This is a genomic window from Cryobacterium sp. Hh38, from assembly GCF_004403235.1.
Classification (GTDB): Bacteria; Actinomycetota; Actinomycetes; order Actinomycetales; family Microbacteriaceae; genus Cryobacterium; species Cryobacterium levicorallinum.
The window spans coordinates 51,576-65,745 of record NZ_SOHD01000027.1; the positions used below are offsets into that span (position 1 = coordinate 51,576).

Annotated in this window: 13 protein-coding genes; 8 read left to right on the forward strand and 5 right to left on the reverse strand. The window is 63.6% G+C overall.

Annotation, left to right across the window (positions count from 1 at the left end):
- Positions 1-9: 9 nt before the first annotated feature.
- A complete protein-coding gene (locus E3T41_RS08730; RefSeq protein ID WP_092448365.1) occupies positions 10-885 on the reverse strand; it encodes a hypothetical protein in 876 nt (291 codons plus the stop codon).
- Positions 886-1,080: 195 nt separating this feature from the next.
- Between E3T41_RS08730 and E3T41_RS08735 the strand changes: the two genes are divergently transcribed.
- Together E3T41_RS08735 and E3T41_RS08740 are read left to right on the forward strand one after the other, a co-directional pair.
- On the forward strand, positions 1,081-1,830 hold the full coding sequence (locus E3T41_RS08735; protein WP_092448364.1) for a response regulator transcription factor: 750 nt from the start codon (positions 1,081-1,083) through the stop codon (positions 1,828-1,830).
- Positions 1,827-3,344, forward strand: coding sequence for a HAMP domain-containing sensor histidine kinase (locus E3T41_RS08740; protein WP_104132161.1), 1,518 nt, complete (start codon positions 1,827-1,829; stop codon positions 3,342-3,344). Before E3T41_RS08735 ends, E3T41_RS08740 begins: the two co-directional genes overlap by 4 nt.
- On the opposite strand, the gene E3T41_RS08745 is transcribed toward E3T41_RS08740, so the two are convergent.
- Together E3T41_RS08745 and E3T41_RS08750 are read right to left on the reverse strand one after the other, a co-directional pair.
- A complete protein-coding gene (locus tag E3T41_RS08745; RefSeq protein ID WP_104132162.1) occupies positions 3,341-3,802 on the reverse strand; it encodes a MarR family winged helix-turn-helix transcriptional regulator in 462 nt (153 codons plus the stop codon). The two genes, E3T41_RS08740 and E3T41_RS08745, sit on opposite strands and share 4 nt — an antisense overlap.
- A complete protein-coding gene (locus E3T41_RS08750) occupies positions 3,795-5,549 on the reverse strand; it encodes an MDR family MFS transporter (protein ID WP_134478155.1) in 1,755 nt (584 codons plus the stop codon). The genes E3T41_RS08745 and E3T41_RS08750 overlap by 8 nt, the downstream gene beginning before the upstream one ends.
- A 343-nt stretch (positions 5,550-5,892) precedes the next feature.
- On the opposite strand from E3T41_RS08750, the gene rplJ reads away from it, so the two are divergent.
- Positions 5,893-6,408: a 50S ribosomal protein L10 gene (gene rplJ, locus E3T41_RS08755; RefSeq protein ID WP_092448362.1), complete on the forward strand. Its 516-nt coding sequence runs from the start codon at positions 5,893-5,895 to the stop codon at positions 6,406-6,408.
- A 54-nt stretch (positions 6,409-6,462) separates the two neighbouring features.
- Positions 6,463-6,846: a 50S ribosomal protein L7/L12 gene (gene rplL / locus E3T41_RS08760; RefSeq protein WP_092340409.1), complete on the forward strand. Its 384-nt coding sequence runs from the start codon at positions 6,463-6,465 to the stop codon at positions 6,844-6,846.
- Between the two features lie 165 nt (positions 6,847-7,011).
- On the opposite strand, the gene E3T41_RS08765 is transcribed toward rplL, so the two are convergent.
- Positions 7,012-8,046 carry a LacI family DNA-binding transcriptional regulator gene (locus E3T41_RS08765; protein ID WP_092448361.1) on the reverse strand — a complete coding sequence of 345 codons (1,035 nt, stop codon included), beginning with the start codon at positions 8,044-8,046 and terminating at the stop codon, positions 7,012-7,014.
- Positions 8,047-8,375: 329 nt separating this feature from the next.
- On the opposite strand from E3T41_RS08765, the gene E3T41_RS08770 reads away from it, so the two are divergent.
- The 3 genes from E3T41_RS08770 to E3T41_RS08780 all read left to right on the forward strand — a co-directional run bounded on the left by E3T41_RS08770 (position 8,376) and on the right by E3T41_RS08780 (position 11,931).
- Positions 8,376-9,695, forward strand: coding sequence for an ABC transporter substrate-binding protein (locus E3T41_RS08770; RefSeq protein WP_092448360.1), 1,320 nt, complete (start codon positions 8,376-8,378; stop codon positions 9,693-9,695).
- Between the two features lie 152 nt (positions 9,696-9,847).
- Positions 9,848-10,981 carry a carbohydrate ABC transporter permease gene (locus tag E3T41_RS08775; protein WP_092448359.1) on the forward strand — a complete coding sequence of 378 codons (1,134 nt, stop codon included), beginning with the start codon at positions 9,848-9,850 and terminating at the stop codon, positions 10,979-10,981.
- Positions 10,978-11,931, forward strand: a complete 954-nt coding sequence (locus tag E3T41_RS08780; RefSeq protein ID WP_092448358.1) for a carbohydrate ABC transporter permease — start codon at positions 10,978-10,980, stop codon at positions 11,929-11,931. Before E3T41_RS08775 ends, E3T41_RS08780 begins: the two co-directional genes overlap by 4 nt.
- 64 nt (positions 11,932-11,995) lie before the next feature.
- On the opposite strand, the gene E3T41_RS08785 is transcribed toward E3T41_RS08780, so the two are convergent.
- Entirely contained in the window at positions 11,996-12,727 is a 732-nt protein-coding gene (locus E3T41_RS08785) for a GntR family transcriptional regulator (RefSeq protein WP_166787504.1), read from the reverse strand.
- Between the two features lie 291 nt (positions 12,728-13,018).
- Between E3T41_RS08785 and E3T41_RS08790 the strand changes: the two genes are divergently transcribed.
- The gene (locus E3T41_RS08790; protein WP_134478157.1) at positions 13,019-14,158 is read left to right on the forward strand and encodes an ABC transporter substrate-binding protein; all 1,140 of its coding nucleotides are present in this window, start codon (positions 13,019-13,021) and stop codon (positions 14,156-14,158) included.
- The last annotated feature ends 12 nt before the right edge of the window (positions 14,159-14,170 follow it).

Sequence of the window (14,170 nt, forward strand, 5' to 3'; positions counted from 1 at the left end):
CGAGCGCGCTCAGTCAATCGACGCGCGAAGCGGCGGGGCCGCCGTTCGATGCGTGTGCAGCCGTCCGGCGCGGTCGAGAAAGTACAGACCACCCCGAACGATGTTGATCTCCCCACTCAGCGGCGGGGTATTCGCGAGCTCAGAGAAGCCGGTGCGGTCGAGCACCCCGAGCTTGCTCGTGCCGTAGGCCTTGGCATAGAGCACCCCGTTGTAGGCGGCCAGCCCGGTGAATCGCCCGCTCGATGCGAGGCTGAAGGTTGACCGCGCCCAGACATAGACGTGACGGCGCGTGCGAATATATAGCGCCTCATCAAGGGCGGCGAACTCGAACGGCCCGTCGGCGGGAACACCGTCCAGCCGGGTAAACGATGACCCGCGGTAGCTCGAGATGGCGCACACCTCTGAGTCATGGTGAACGATATAGAGTTCCTGACCAAACACCGTCAGGGCGAGAATGTCGATCGGGGATCCGGCTACTGGAACCAGTTCACGGCCGTTGACGTACCAGAGGCCGGACTGTAAGCGAAAGTACGCTCGTCCGCGAAAGCTGGTCAGGAGCAGTTGCGAGGCCTCGGTTGTGGCGATGAAGGTGAACCGGCCGTTGCGATAGCGATGAATCGACGTGAGACCCGGATGCCGGTCGGACTCGGCCGTCAGATACAGGTCGGTGCCCACGGCGACGATGCGCGTGATTCCTGCCGGGGCCTGAGGCACGGTGGCCAGGCTCGAACCGTCGAAGCAGAACAGCGCATCTCGTCCGTAGACCAGAAAGTAGGTCTTTCCGCCGACGTCGGTCAGATTGTGAGCATCGGCCGGGGCTTGGTCGACGAGTGCAGCAGGGCTCGAAGGTAGTGCTCGGCGGCGGAGCAGGGCTGTCAAGGTCATGGCCGGTTCCCCCGTGTCGCACCTCGTGTCTGATTGATCATGCTCGCCCCACCTCAGGATTTACGGCAGAATTCGGGACGAAACCCAAGGATTGCCCCAGCACGCGGCAAATTCGCACGCCCGGGCAAGGCTGCTCACAGTGAGGGCTAGGGCAACGCATAGTCGACTCATAGAAAAGTAGCGATACTTACTACTATGAGCACACGTGAGAGCACGCACACCGGCCACGGCCCCCGACTGACCAAGGCCGACGGCAGTGCCATTCGCGTACTCGTCGTCGACGACGAACCGACGCTCACTGATCTGCTCTCGATGGCCCTGCGCTATGAGGGCTGGGAGGTGCGCACCGCCGGCGAAGGCCGCCAAGCACTCAGCATCGCCCGCGAATTCCGCCCCGACGCTATCGTTCTCGACATCATGCTGCCCGACATCGACGGCCTGCAGGTGCTGCAGCGGGTGCGCGCCGACGGCTACGAGACACCGGTGCTGTTTCTGACCGCCAAGGATTCCCTCGACGACCGCATCATTGGCCTCACCGCCGGCGGCGACGACTACGTCACCAAACCGTTCAGCCTCGAGGAGGTCGTCGCCCGGCTGCGCGGTCTCATCCGCCGCTCCACCCTCGCCGTGGCGGACTCGACCGACCCGCGCATTACCGTCGGCGACCTCACCCTCAATGAGGACAGCTACGAGGTGTTTCGCGACGGCGACGCCATCGAACTGACCGCGACCGAGTTCGAACTGCTGCGCTTTCTCATGCGCAATCCGCGCCGGGTGCTCAGCAAAGCCCAGATTCTCGACCGGGTCTGGAGCTACGACTTCGGCGGCAAATCCAGCGTCGTCGAAATCTACATCTCGTACCTGCGCAAGAAGGTCGATGTCGGCCACGAGCCGATGATCCACACGGTGCGTGGCGCCGGTTACATGCTCAAAACTGCTTCATGACTGAGCGGATGCCCCGTCGCCGCGGCCGCACCCGCTCGCCCTGGACCCTGCAGCGCCGCCTCGTGCTCACCGTCGTCGGGCTGCTCGCGGTCGTGAGCATCACGATCGGCATAGTGAGCGTCGTCATTCTGCGCGCTTCCCTGGTCGACCGGCTAGACCTACAGCTCGCCTCGGCCGCTGACCGTTCCGGGGCCGCGCTCGGCGGCGTCGGCGACAACGACGGCGACCGTCTCGGCGACCTGCCCGGCAACCCCTACTTCGGCACTCCGACGGCCGACAGCATTCTCAGCGGCCCGGCCCAGCCGCCCGGACTGCTCGCCCTCGTCTACGACGGAACCAGCATCACGACCGGCTACACCGACGACGAGAGCGGACGAATCGAGGCGCTCACGTCGGAGCAGGTGCAGATCCTCGCCGACCACGTCAACCAATCGACGCCGGTCACGGTGCACCTCGGCGGCGAACTCGGCGAGTACCGGGTGCAGGCCGAAACGTCCCGCACCGGCACGCTCTATCTGGTCGGCCTTCCGCTTTCCGGAGTTGCTGCCACGGCCGCCCAACTGGCCCTGATCGTTGGCCTTGTTTCGCTCGTCGGACTCGTGATCGTCGCCATCATCGCCGCCTGGGTGGTGCGGCTGGCCCTGCGCCCACTGCAGAGGGTCACCGCGACCGCCACCCGGGTCGCGCAGCTGCCGCTGGACCGCGGCGAGGTCTCGCTCGATGATCGGGTTCCGGCCGGCGACACCGATCCGCGCACCGAGGTCGGCCGGGTCGGCGCCGCCCTCAACCGCATGCTCGACCACGTCGACCTCGCCCTGGAGGCTCGGCAGGCGAGCGAACGCAAGGTGCGCCAGTTCGTCGCCGACGCGAGCCACGAACTGCGCACCCCGCTGGCATCCATTCGCGGGTATTCCGAACTCACCCGCCGCAGCGGCCAGGAGCTGCCGCCCGACGCCATGCACGCGCTCGGTCGCATCGAGTCGGAGTCGGTGCGCATGACCGGGCTGGTCGAGGACCTGCTGTTGTTGGCCCGCCTCGACGAGGGCCGTGAACTCGAACTGGAGCCGGTGGACCTCACCATGCTGCTCGTCGACGCCGTCAGCGACGCGCACGCCGCCGGCCCCGATCACGGCTGGAACGTCGAGCTGCCCGAAGAACCGATCGAGGCGACCGGCGACGAACCGCGCCTGCGTCAGGTCATCGCCAACCTGCTCGCTAACGCCCGGATCCACACGGATGCCGGCAGCAGCGTGGTCATCGCGCTCACCGCCATCGGCGACCAGGCCGTCATCACGGTCACCGACAACGGTCCGGGCATTCCCGATGCCCTCAAAAACACCCTGTTCGAACGGTTCGCCCGCGGCGACAGCTCACGCTTTCGCGGAACCGGCAGCACCGGCCTGGGCCTCGCCATCGTGGCAGCGGTCGTCGCTGCGCACCACGGCGAAGTCAGTGTCGAGAGCGCTCCCGGTCGCACCCAGTTTCGGGTGGCGCTTCCGCTCGTCGCGGCCTAGTCGGCTTCGTTCAGCCGCTCCAGCAGAACGGCGAACTGGTCGAGCTCGGCGGTCGTCCAGGTGCTGAGGCGTCGGTGAACGAGAGCGGTGCGCTCGCGGCGCACCTTGGCCAGCTTCGCCTCGGCGAGCGGGGTGAGCGCCAGAAACCGCGCGCGACCGTCGAGCGGATCGACCCGGGTTCCGACGAGGTCCAGCCCACAGAGCAGCCTGGCCTGGCGGCTGATCATGCTCCGATCCACCGCGAGCACCTCGGCGACGACTCCGGCGTGGGTTTCACCCCGTCGAGCGAGCACGCGCAGCACAGCCAGCCCGAACGGCTCCAGGGCCGGGTCGATGCTGGCCGCGGTCGACCGGGTGCTGGCCCGGATTCCCGAGGCGAGCAGGGCCATTTGTGCCTCAACCCGGGCGAGTTCGGGGCTCTCACCATCCACAAATGTCGGTGCGACCGTGTCACTCATCGCGTGTTGTCCTGGTCTTGTCGCTCGCGGGCTGCACGATACGAATCGACTGGGTATCGTGGGCGCGCCCCACCGGCAGCAGGCCAGCGGACGCCGCGCTCACGTCGATCACGATGTCCTCCACGGTTTCCGTCTCGCGCAGCCGGGTCGATTCCGGCGCCGGAGTCGACTCTACGGTGGCCGAGCGCACCCGATCGATGCCGGTCTCCGTGCCGAGCGGATGATTGGGCAGCAGCGACACCATGAGGAGGGTCACGAGAACCAGCGGTGCGCTGACCAGGAAGATCAGGCCGACGCCGGAGCCGTAGGCCGTTTCCACGATGATGCGCAGCACGTCGGGCAGCAGATTGACCTGCGGGATGACACCGTCGCCCAGCAGTCGACCCGCATCCGCTTGATTGGCGGGGCTGAGATTGCCGACGCGGCTGCTGATCTGCGTGGCGACGACACTGCCCAGAATCGACCCCATCACCGAGACACCGACCGCGCCGCCGAGGCTGCGGAAGAAGGTGACCGAGCTGGTGGCGACGCCGAGGTGTCGCACCTCAATGGTGTTCTGCACGACCAGAACAAGGTTCTGCATGACCATGCCCAGGCCGGCTCCGAGGGTAAACATATAGACGCCGACGAAGACGAGGCTGGTGTACACATCGAGCGTGCCGAGCAGGGTGGTGCCGACGAGCATGAGCACGGAGCCGGAGACCATGATCGATTTCCAGGTGCCGCGCCGACTGATCACGGTTCCGAACAGCGTCGACGAGATGAGTAGGCCGCCCATCATGGGAATGGTGAGCAGGCCGGACTCGGTTGGCGTCGCGCCGCGGGCGAGCTGCATGTACTGGCTGAGAAAGACGGAGGTTCCGAACAGGGAGACGCCGACCGCGAGGCTCGCGACCGTCGCGAAGGTAAAGGTGCGATTGCGAAACAGGCTGAGCGGAATAATCGGCTCCGTGGCGCGCATCTCGACGATGACGGCCGCTACGAGCAGCAGGACGGCACCGATTGCCATGACCCACGAGGTCATCGACAGCCACTCAAACTGCGAACCGGCCAGGGTCACCCAGATCAGCAGCAGGGAGATGCCGCTCGTGATGAGCGCGGCGCCCAGATAATCCATGCGTACGACCCGCTTCGGCCGTGCCGGCAGGTGCAGGGTGCGCTGCAGCAGCACGATGGCGACGATTGCCACCGGCAGGGCGATGAAGAAGTTCCAGCGCCAGCCGAAGGCATCCGTTACGACGCCGCCGAGCAGCGGGCCGCCGATGGTGCCGAGGGCCATGACCGCGCCGAACAGGCCGGCATAGCGGCCGCGCTCGCGGGGGCTGATGATGTCGGCCATGATGATCTGGCTGAGGGCGACCAGACCGCCGGCGCCGAGGCCCTGCAGCACCCGGAACGCGATGAGGGTGCCCGCGTCCGGCGAGAAACCGGCGAGGGCGCTACCGATCACGAAGACGGCGAGGGCCAGCTGAATGAGCAGCTTGCGGTTGAACAGGTCGGCAACCTTGCCCCAGATGGGCGTGCTCACCGTCGTAGCGAGCAGCGTCGCCGTGACGACCCAGGTATAGGCCGACTGCGAGCCCTTGAGGTCACTGAGAATGAGCGGCAGCGACGTGCTCACGACGGTGTTCGCCAGAATCGACACGAACATGCCCAGCAGCAGGCCCGACAGGGCTTCGAGCACCTGGCGGTGGGTCATCGAACCGTCGGGGGCCGGCTCCCGAGCGGTTCGACTGGCGCGGGCCATGCGACTCCTTAAGTGGTTGACAGATATCAACAATAGGCAGGTAGTGGATGCATGTCAACCATTTCGCGTCGGCAGACGCGACACTGGCCGGTAAGTGGATGCTGATTTGCGCGCGCCCGCAACCTGCCGTAGGGTGAACTTTAGCCACAGACCGCCGGTTGCTGCGCTATGTCGAAAGACAGAAGTGCAGACGAAGGTTCATTCACGTGAACGGCCCGCGCAGGTGTTCGAAGTTCAGTTACAATCTTTTGGATTGTTCCCCAAGCTCCGGCGCCCTGCGCTGGAGCTTTTTTCATGTCTGCGCCCCGGGCTACCCGGCACATGATTATTAATGAGGAGCACCATGGCGAACAAGGAAGCAACGGTCGCCGAGCTTACGGAGAAATTCCAGAGCTCGACCGCCGTTCTGCTCACCGAGTACCGCGGTCTCACTGTTGCGCAGCTCAAGAGCCTGCGTAAGTCCATCAGTGAGGACGCCACGTACGCCGTGGTAAAGAACACGCTCACCAAGATTGCGGCCAACAATGCCGGCATCACCTCGTTCGACGAGGAACTTGTCGGTCCGTCCGCTATCGCCTTCGTGCACGGAGACCCCGTCGCCGTCGCGAAGACCCTGCGTGCCTTTACCAAGGCAAACCCTCTCCTGGTGGTAAAGGGCGGTTACTTTGACGGTAACCCGCTCACCGCAGCGGAGGTTGGCAAGCTTGCCGACCTCGAGTCCCGCGAGGTGCTGCTGGCCAAGCTGGCCGGCGCCTTCAAGGCATCGCTGTTCGGAGCCGCTTATCTCTTCCAGGCGCCGCTGTCGAAGGCTGTTCGCACCATCGACGCGCTGCGTGAGAAGCAGGAGTCCGCGAACTAGGCACCTGCCTGGTTCACGGTTCACGAATTTTTAAGAAACTAATAGGAGTACATCATGGCAAAGCTTTCCACTGAAGACCTGCTTGAGCAGTTCAAGGGCCTGACCCTCATCGAGCTCTCCGAGTTCGTCAAGGCGTTCGAGGAGACCTTCGAGGTCACCGCAGCCGCTCCCGTCGCCGCTGCCGGAGCCGCTGGCCCCGCCGCTGCTGCTGAAGAGGTCGAAGAGCAGACCGCGTTCGACGTCATCCTTGACGCCGTTGGCGACAAGAAGATCCAGGTCATCAAGGTTGTGCGCGAGCTCACCAGCCTGGGCCTCGGCGAGGCCAAGGCTGTTGTCGATGGCGCGCCGAAGGCCGTCCTCGAGGGCGTTGCCAAGGATGCTGCCGAGAAGGCCAAGGCTTCCCTCGAAGAGGCCGGCGCAACCGTTACCCTCAAGTAATCAACGCCCCATAGGGGCTCTGATTGAGGCGTAGCCGACCAGTTTTCGGACTGATCAGCGTGCAAGGGGCGTCGTTTCCGAAAGGAGACGGCGCCCCTTTGTCGTACCCCAGCGGGCCTGATGAGCGTTACCCACAGCGGATGCCGCGCTCGCGCAGGTGTGTTGTCAGGAACCCGAGACGGTCGGTTGACGTGGCGCGCTCGTGCTCGAACGAATAACGAGGTTCGTCTGGAGCACGGTGGACGCGTCATCGTGCCCACCAAGCGTTGGGTTCTCAAACTCGGCCAGCAGCGAAGCAACCGCGAGCTGGCCCTGCCGACGCGGATGCTGCTCCAGTGTTGTGAGACGAAACATTGTGGAATATGGATGCCCGTCGATTCCGATCACGCTGAGCTCTGCTGGCACCTGGATACCCAATTCCCGAGCCGCGACAATGAGTCCAATCGCGATCTCGTCGCTCGCCGCGAAGATCGCGGTCGGTCGCTGCCGTGGGTCGCCCAGGAGGGCCAGACCGCGCTCATGGCCGCCGGGAACGGTGAATTCAGAGGTATGAAGGCACCCTTGCACCGGTAAACCCGCCTCCGTCATGGCCGCCTCGAAGCCGCCGTAGCGGTTTCTGTGCACGTGAAAATCCATCTCATTGACCCGGCTGCCGCCGACGTGCACGATGTCGCGATGCCCGAGGCTGAGCAGGTGCTCTGTGGCCAGCCTGGCGGCGGCAACGTCGTCGATGGAAATGGTGGGCACGCCGCGAATAGCGCCGCCGATCCCGACCAGCGGGCGCCCCAGACGATGTAGATGATTGACCTCGGCGTCGCTCAGGGCAACGCCCACCGAGACAATGCCGTCGAAACGCTTGCGGGCCAGAAAGAACTCAAAGACGCGCTCGCGTTCGGGAGAGGCCAGGGGCAGGTTGTACAGGGTCATGTCATAGCCCTGCTCGAGCAGTGCCTCTTCCACGCCTTCCAGCACCTCGGCGAAGAACCAACGGTTAATAAAAGGAATGATCACCCCGACGCTCTTGGTTCGGCCGGTCACCAGGCTGGCGGCGTTTTGTGACGCAACGTAACCGAGCTGCCTGGCCGCGTCGACAACCTTCTGGCGGGTCTCGGCCGAGACGTAGCCCCGGCCGCTCAGTGCCCGGCTGGCAGTGGCCTTGGCCACATCGGCGAGGCGCGCGACATCGGCAATTGAACTCATCTGGTCTCCGTCTTTGGCGACTGGTTCTCAGACACGATAGCGCGGGTTGGCGCATCATGGAACCGGTTCCATGATAACCCCTGATTCTCTGCTGATGTTCCGCCACACATGGAGGGTTCCCAGCGGCAGGTTTTGGATCTTTGCCATTTTGTTATCTTCGCAGGGTTGCTATCGCTGATCGGGTGACGTAATTTATGGTGTGGAACCGGTTCCCGAGTTGTGGCAGAAATAGCTTATTCTGGGCCGGTGCCACTAGTCCGGAGCCACCCGCCCTGGCGGAATCTCAGCACCACCACTCGACCAAGCACCACTCAATGAGGAGAAACAAGATGCGGTCTTCCCTGCACCGTCGAATTACAGCACCGCTCGCCCTGGCGGCGATCGCGGGTCTGGCCCTAAGCGCTTGCTCCGGCGGCCCGGGAGCTACCACCAATGAGGCTGGCGCCGAGGGCGACGGCGTTGTCACCATCTATGGCACGATCGCCGACACCGAGGCCAAGCTGCTCGAAGAGTCCTGGGCCGGCTGGGCAGCAGACAACAACATCGACATTCAGTACGAATCGTCGAAGGAGTTCGAGTCGCAGATCTCCATTCGCGCCCAGGGTGGCAATGCCCCCGATATCGCGATTTTCCCGCAGCCCGGCCTCATGAAGGACCTGGCCTCCCGCGACTTCCTGAAGCCCGCCCCGGCGGCCGTCGAGGCGAACGCCGACGAGAACTGGTCGGCCGACTGGAAGGCCTACGGCACGGTCGACGACGTCTTCTACGGCGCCCCCCTCATGGCGAGCGTCAAGGGTTTTGTCTGGTACTCGCCGGCGAAGTTTGCGGAGTGGGGCGTTGAAGTGCCCACGACGTGGGACGAGCTGCTCGCCGTTACCCAGACCATCCAGGAAAAGACCGGCGCGGCCCCATGGTGCGCGGGCTTCGGCTCTGGCGACGCCACCGGCTGGCCGGGAACCGACTGGGTCGAAGACCTGGTGCTGCGCGAGGCCGGAGCCGAGACCTACGACAAGTGGGTCGCCAACGAGATTCCCTTCACCGACCCGGCCATCGCGTCGGCCTTCGACTCGGTGGGCGAAATTTTGCTCAACCCGGCCTTTGTCAATGCCACCTACGGCGACGTTGCATCGATCAACAGCACCCCCTTCGGTGACGTTGCCATCCCGGTCTCTGACGGAACCTGTGCGATGACCCACCAGGCATCGTTCTTTGATGGTTTCATCACGGATGCCGGTGGCGAGGTCGGTCCCGATGCTGACGTCTGGGCTTTCATCACCCCGTCCGTTGAGGCGGGCGGCCAGGCTGTTACCGGTGGTGGCGAAATCGTCGGTGCATTCTCCGACGATGCCGACACGCAGGCAGTTCTGGAGTACCTTTCCAGCGCCGACTGGGCCAACAGCCGGGTGGGCCTGGGCGGTGTGATCAGCGCCAACAAGGGACTCGATGCCAGCAAGGCGACGAGCCCCATCCTGCAGGAAGCGATCAAGATCCTGCAGGACCCGGACACCACTTTCCGTTTCGATGGCTCCGACCTGATGCCGGGTGCCGTGGGAGCCGGAACGTTCTGGAAGGGAATGGTGAGCTGGATCAACGGCACGCCGACCAGCGAGGTGCTCACCAGCATCGAAGCGGGTTGGCCGTCGAGCTAGCCTGAAACAGTCAACACTCAGGCATGAAACGGTGTGCCGCCCGCCTTCAGAAACGGGCGGCACACCGTGCGTGACAGGCGTACGTTGCGTATACGTTTTCACCGGTTGTCGAGCGAATACCAGGGTTCACTGCCGTACTCGAAAGGTTTCAGATGTCCGCATTCTTCTCCTGGCTGGCGCAATTACCAGCGCTGGCACAAGTTCCGATCGTCATTCTGGCTTTCGGTGTCGTTGTCGGTGCCATCTTGTTCTTTGTAGAGGTTGCCCCCCGCTCTGGCCGCATCTACACGGCCATTCGTCTCGCCGTCTGCGTTCTGGCACCCCTGATTATTCTGCTGGTGGCCAACTCCTACACCTGGGCCATCATCGGTGCCGGTGTGTTGGGCCTCGGCTTCTTCTATATCGACTATCGATCGCGCAAGGGCGCTGGGTACCTATTTCAGCTGGTTGGTTTTCTCGCTCCCGCCATGCTCCTGCTGGCCATCGGCCTGGTCATTCCGACGATTCAAACCACCGTGCAGGCCTTCATGAGCGCTCGCGGTGACCGGTTCGTCGGCCTGGAGAACTTCGTCTGGATCTTCACCCAGCCCGAAAACGTGCGCATCGTGCTCAACACGATCGTCTGGGTGCTCATCGTCCCGACCGTCTCGACCATTGCCGGCCTCGCCTACGCGGTATTCATCGACAAGAGCCGCGGTGAAAAATACTTCAAAATTCTGGTCTTTATGCCGATGGCTATTTCGCTGGTGGGGGCATCCATTATCTGGCGTTTCGTCTACACGGCCCGCCCGGCCGATCAGGAGCAGATCGGCCTGCTCAATCAGATCGTGGTGTTGTTTGGCGGCCAGCCGGTCGACTTTCTCTCCTTCTCTCCGTTCAATACCCTGTTCTTGATCGTGATTCTGATCTGGGTGCAGACCGGATTCGCGATGGTCGTGCTCTCGGCCGCCATTAAAGGCGTACCGACCGAGCAGATGGAGGCCGCCGAACTCGACGGAACCAACGCTTGGCAGCAGTTCGTGAACGTGACCGTTCCGGGCATCCGCGGCGCCCTCGTCGTAGTTCTGACGACAATTTCTATTATTTCGCTCAAGGTCTTCGACATTGTGCGCACCACGACGGCCGGCAATAACGAGACCAGCGTCGTGGCCAACGAAATGTATACCCAGTTCAAGAACTTCGAGCAGGGCCGCTCCGCCGCCTTCGCTCTGGTGCTCTTCCTGCTGGTGCTTCCGATCGTTGTGTATAACGCCCGCCAGATTAAGAAGCAGAGGGAAATCCGATGAGCGCGGTCATTCCGGTAGACGCCACCACTAAGCGCCGCAGTGCCCGGAGCACGGAAGCAACGATCGCCCGCAAGACCAAGAAGCGGTTGACCAGCCGCGGAGCGACCATCGGGGCGCTTATCATCGCGGTGCTCTGGTCTATCCCTACCTTGGGCCTGCTGGTGTCGTCATTCCGGCCGGCGCAGGAAGTGCGCACCACCGGCTGGTGGACCATCTTCACCAACACCGGGGTCACCTTCGACAACTACATCACTGCTCTGGCCGCCGGCAATAGCCAGATCAATCTGGCCGGGTCGTTCATTAACTCGATCGCAATCACTCTCCCGGCCACGCTCATCCCGTTGATGATTGCCAGCCTTGCGGCCTACGCCTTTGCCTGGATCGATTTTCGCGGCAAGAACGTGATGTTCATCGGAGTCTTCGCCCTGCAAATCGTGCCGATTCAGATGGCGCTCGTTCCGTTGTTGCAGTTCTTCTCCGGCGGCACGCTCTTCGGCTACCCGGTGGTCGCGGCGCTCAACCCGGGCAGCGGCTACTCGCAGGTCTGGATCGCGCACACCATGTTTGCCCTGCCGCTGGCCATCTATCTGCTGCACAACTTCGTCTCGGAGATACCGGCCGAAGTCATTGAAGCCGCTCGGGTTGATGGCGCTGGCCACGGGCAGATCTTCTTCCGCATCGTGTTGCCCCTGACCATGCCGGCCATCGCCTCGATCGCCATCTTCCAGTTTCTGTGGGTCTGGAACGACCTGCTGGTGGCGCTAATCTTCGCCGACGGCGCGGTTGCCCCGATGACCAAGCTGCTCGCCGAACTCTCCGGCGCCCGCGGCCAGGACTGGCATCTGCTCACGGCCGGTGCGTTCCTGTCTATTCTGGTGCCGCTGATCGTGTTCTTCTCCCTGCAACGCTTCTTTGTGCGGGGCCTTCTGGCCGGGTCTACCAAGGGGTAGGTGGGCCTGCAGATCTCCGGTGAATGGTTACCGGGGCCGACCCCGACGGGGTGGCCCTCGGTCGTTATGCCCAGCGCAAGGCGTTGGCGTTGAGGGAGTTGTCGACGACGAGGCTGATGGTGCCGGCGACGTAACGGTCGACTGACCACTCCAGAGGTAGGCCGTCGCGGCTGAAGCTAACGCGCTTGTGCATGAGCAGCGGGGACCCGCGGCGCACATTGAGCAGCCGCGCGTCTTCCGCCCCTGCGGGGCAGGCGGAAAACTGGTGCTCTGCGCGGGAGAAAGTGATGTTGGCCGTCGCCGCGAGCCAGGCAGTCACCGACGGGCAGTCGGACGAAATCTGCTCCACCTCGGCGCCGACCGAGTCCCGGTAGCGGGTGCGCTCCACCATGATGGCGCTGCCGTCAAGCAGGCGTACCCGCACAACGCAGAACACGCGAGCGGCTGTCGGTAGCCGAAGTTCCTCGCGGTCGAGCGGCGAAGCGTCCTGCCACACCCCCGAGATGACGTGGCCGGCTGGAACGCGCCCGCGCGACGACGCCCATTGGGCAAAACTTCGAAATTCTTCGAACGTGGCGGCTGGCCGCGGCTCGCCGACGACGGTGCGCCGACTGCCACGACGGGAGGCCAGGACCCCCTCGGTTTCGAGTTCGCCCAGCGCCTGCCGGATGGTACCGGGAGCAACGTCGAATTCTTCCGAGAGCTCACGTTCGCTGGGAAGCTGACTTCCGCGCTCATAGAAGCCCCGCGTAATTGCGCCTCGAACGGCTTCTGCAATGTCGTGATACCGCGCCACGCCCAACCTCACTCTGTACGGCCGCGCTCTGAGCGCCCAACCTGGATCACTGTCCAAAGTATTGCGTCACCGCAACGTGCGACGACCGCACCGGACTCACGCACTGGGGGTTCACCGAGCGTTTACCTACTCGTCACTCAATTTACCCTTCCCGGCCCAACTTCTCTAGTGAACTTCGAACGTCAAAGATCAAAGTTCACTAGAGAAGTTGGGTGAGCGATGATCTTTTGTCTCGGGAGTCTCCGTCGGTGACCCACCGGTACACGATCATTCTGGCTGAAGAGGATATCAATGAACACGTCGCACCGCCGTTACCTGCCCGCAATCCTGCTTGTCGGCGCGATTGGCCTGTCTGGTTGTGCTAGCACCTCCACTGACGCTGCCGCGGACGCAGGCTGGGCCGCCGCGACATCGGTCGAAGCCGGTGGGGGGCTGGACAGCCTTGTCAGTGCTGCGCAGGCTGAAGGAACCCTGAACGTCATGGGACTGTATCCGGACTGGGCAAACTATGGGGTGTTGGTCGAGGAATTCACGGCGACCTACGGCATTGAAGTCGACAACGACACCTCGGCCGGTTCCAGCCAGGACCAGATCAATGCCATCAAGAATCGCATTGGCCAGAGCCGGTCCCTCGACTACCTCGACACCGGAGTTTCCTTTGCCAACAGTGCCAGTGCGGAGGGGCTCCTGGCTGAGTATCGTCCTGCCACGGTTGCTGACATTGACCCGGCACTGACGGACACCGACGGTCGGTGGACGAACCAATACGGCGGTTACGTCACCATCGGGTGTGACGCGGCGGCGGTGGCGGTGTGTCCCACATCTTTCGCCGAACTCAACGATTCACAGTACGCCGGCAAAGTCGCTCTCACCGGAAACCCTGCCCAGGGCGAATCCGGCTTCAACGCGGTTTGGGCCGCAGCGATGGCGATGGGCGGCAGTCTCGACGACATCCAGCCGGGCATCGACTTCATGGCGGAGTTGTCGGCGAGCGGCATCCTCATTCCCGTCGAGGCCAACGCTGGAACGCTGGAAACCGGTGAAACCCCCATCATTATCAACTGGGACTACCTGAATTTGGCAGCCGCCGATGACACTGCCGCAGCTGGTGTCGATTTTAAAGTTGCCATCCCGACGGACGGCACTATGGCGTCTTACTACGCCGCGTCGATCAATGCAGACGCCCCGCACCCCGCTGCGGCACGCCTCTGGATCGAGTTCATGTACTCCGACGAGGGCCAGAATATCCTGCTCAATGGCTACACCCGACCCGTGCGTTTTGACGCACTGGTCGAATCCGGTGCTGTCGACACGGCTGCGGCCGATAGGCTCCCTACCGTCTCGAACGGCTTCGAGTTTCCGTCCGAAGCCCAGCGCAGCGCCGCCAACCTGCTCCTGGCTGAGAAGTGGGACGCAGCGGTCGCCTCGTGACGCTCACGGTGG

Coding starts and splice junctions, on each gene's coding strand:
- E3T41_RS08730 (WP_092448365.1), bottom strand. CDS start 885: ATGACCTTGACAGCCCTGCTCCGCCGCCGAGCACTACCTTCGAGCCCT.
- E3T41_RS08735 (WP_092448364.1), top strand. CDS start 1,081: ATGAGCACACGTGAGAGCACGCACACCGGCCACGGCCCCCGACTGACC.
- E3T41_RS08740 (WP_104132161.1), top strand. CDS start 1,827: ATGACTGAGCGGATGCCCCGTCGCCGCGGCCGCACCCGCTCGCCCTGG.
- E3T41_RS08745 (WP_104132162.1), bottom strand. CDS start 3,802: ATGAGTGACACGGTCGCACCGACATTTGTGGATGGTGAGAGCCCCGAA.
- E3T41_RS08750 (WP_134478155.1), bottom strand. CDS start 5,549: ATGGCCCGCGCCAGTCGAACCGCTCGGGAGCCGGCCCCCGACGGTTCG.
- rplJ (WP_092448362.1), top strand. CDS start 5,893: ATGGCGAACAAGGAAGCAACGGTCGCCGAGCTTACGGAGAAATTCCAG.
- rplL (WP_092340409.1), top strand. CDS start 6,463: ATGGCAAAGCTTTCCACTGAAGACCTGCTTGAGCAGTTCAAGGGCCTG.
- E3T41_RS08765 (WP_092448361.1), bottom strand. CDS start 8,046: ATGAGTTCAATTGCCGATGTCGCGCGCCTCGCCGATGTGGCCAAGGCC.
- E3T41_RS08770 (WP_092448360.1), top strand. CDS start 8,376: ATGCGGTCTTCCCTGCACCGTCGAATTACAGCACCGCTCGCCCTGGCG.
- E3T41_RS08775 (WP_092448359.1), top strand. CDS start 9,848: ATGTCCGCATTCTTCTCCTGGCTGGCGCAATTACCAGCGCTGGCACAA.
- E3T41_RS08780 (WP_092448358.1), top strand. CDS start 10,978: ATGAGCGCGGTCATTCCGGTAGACGCCACCACTAAGCGCCGCAGTGCC.
- E3T41_RS08790 (WP_134478157.1), top strand. CDS start 13,019: ATGAACACGTCGCACCGCCGTTACCTGCCCGCAATCCTGCTTGTCGGC.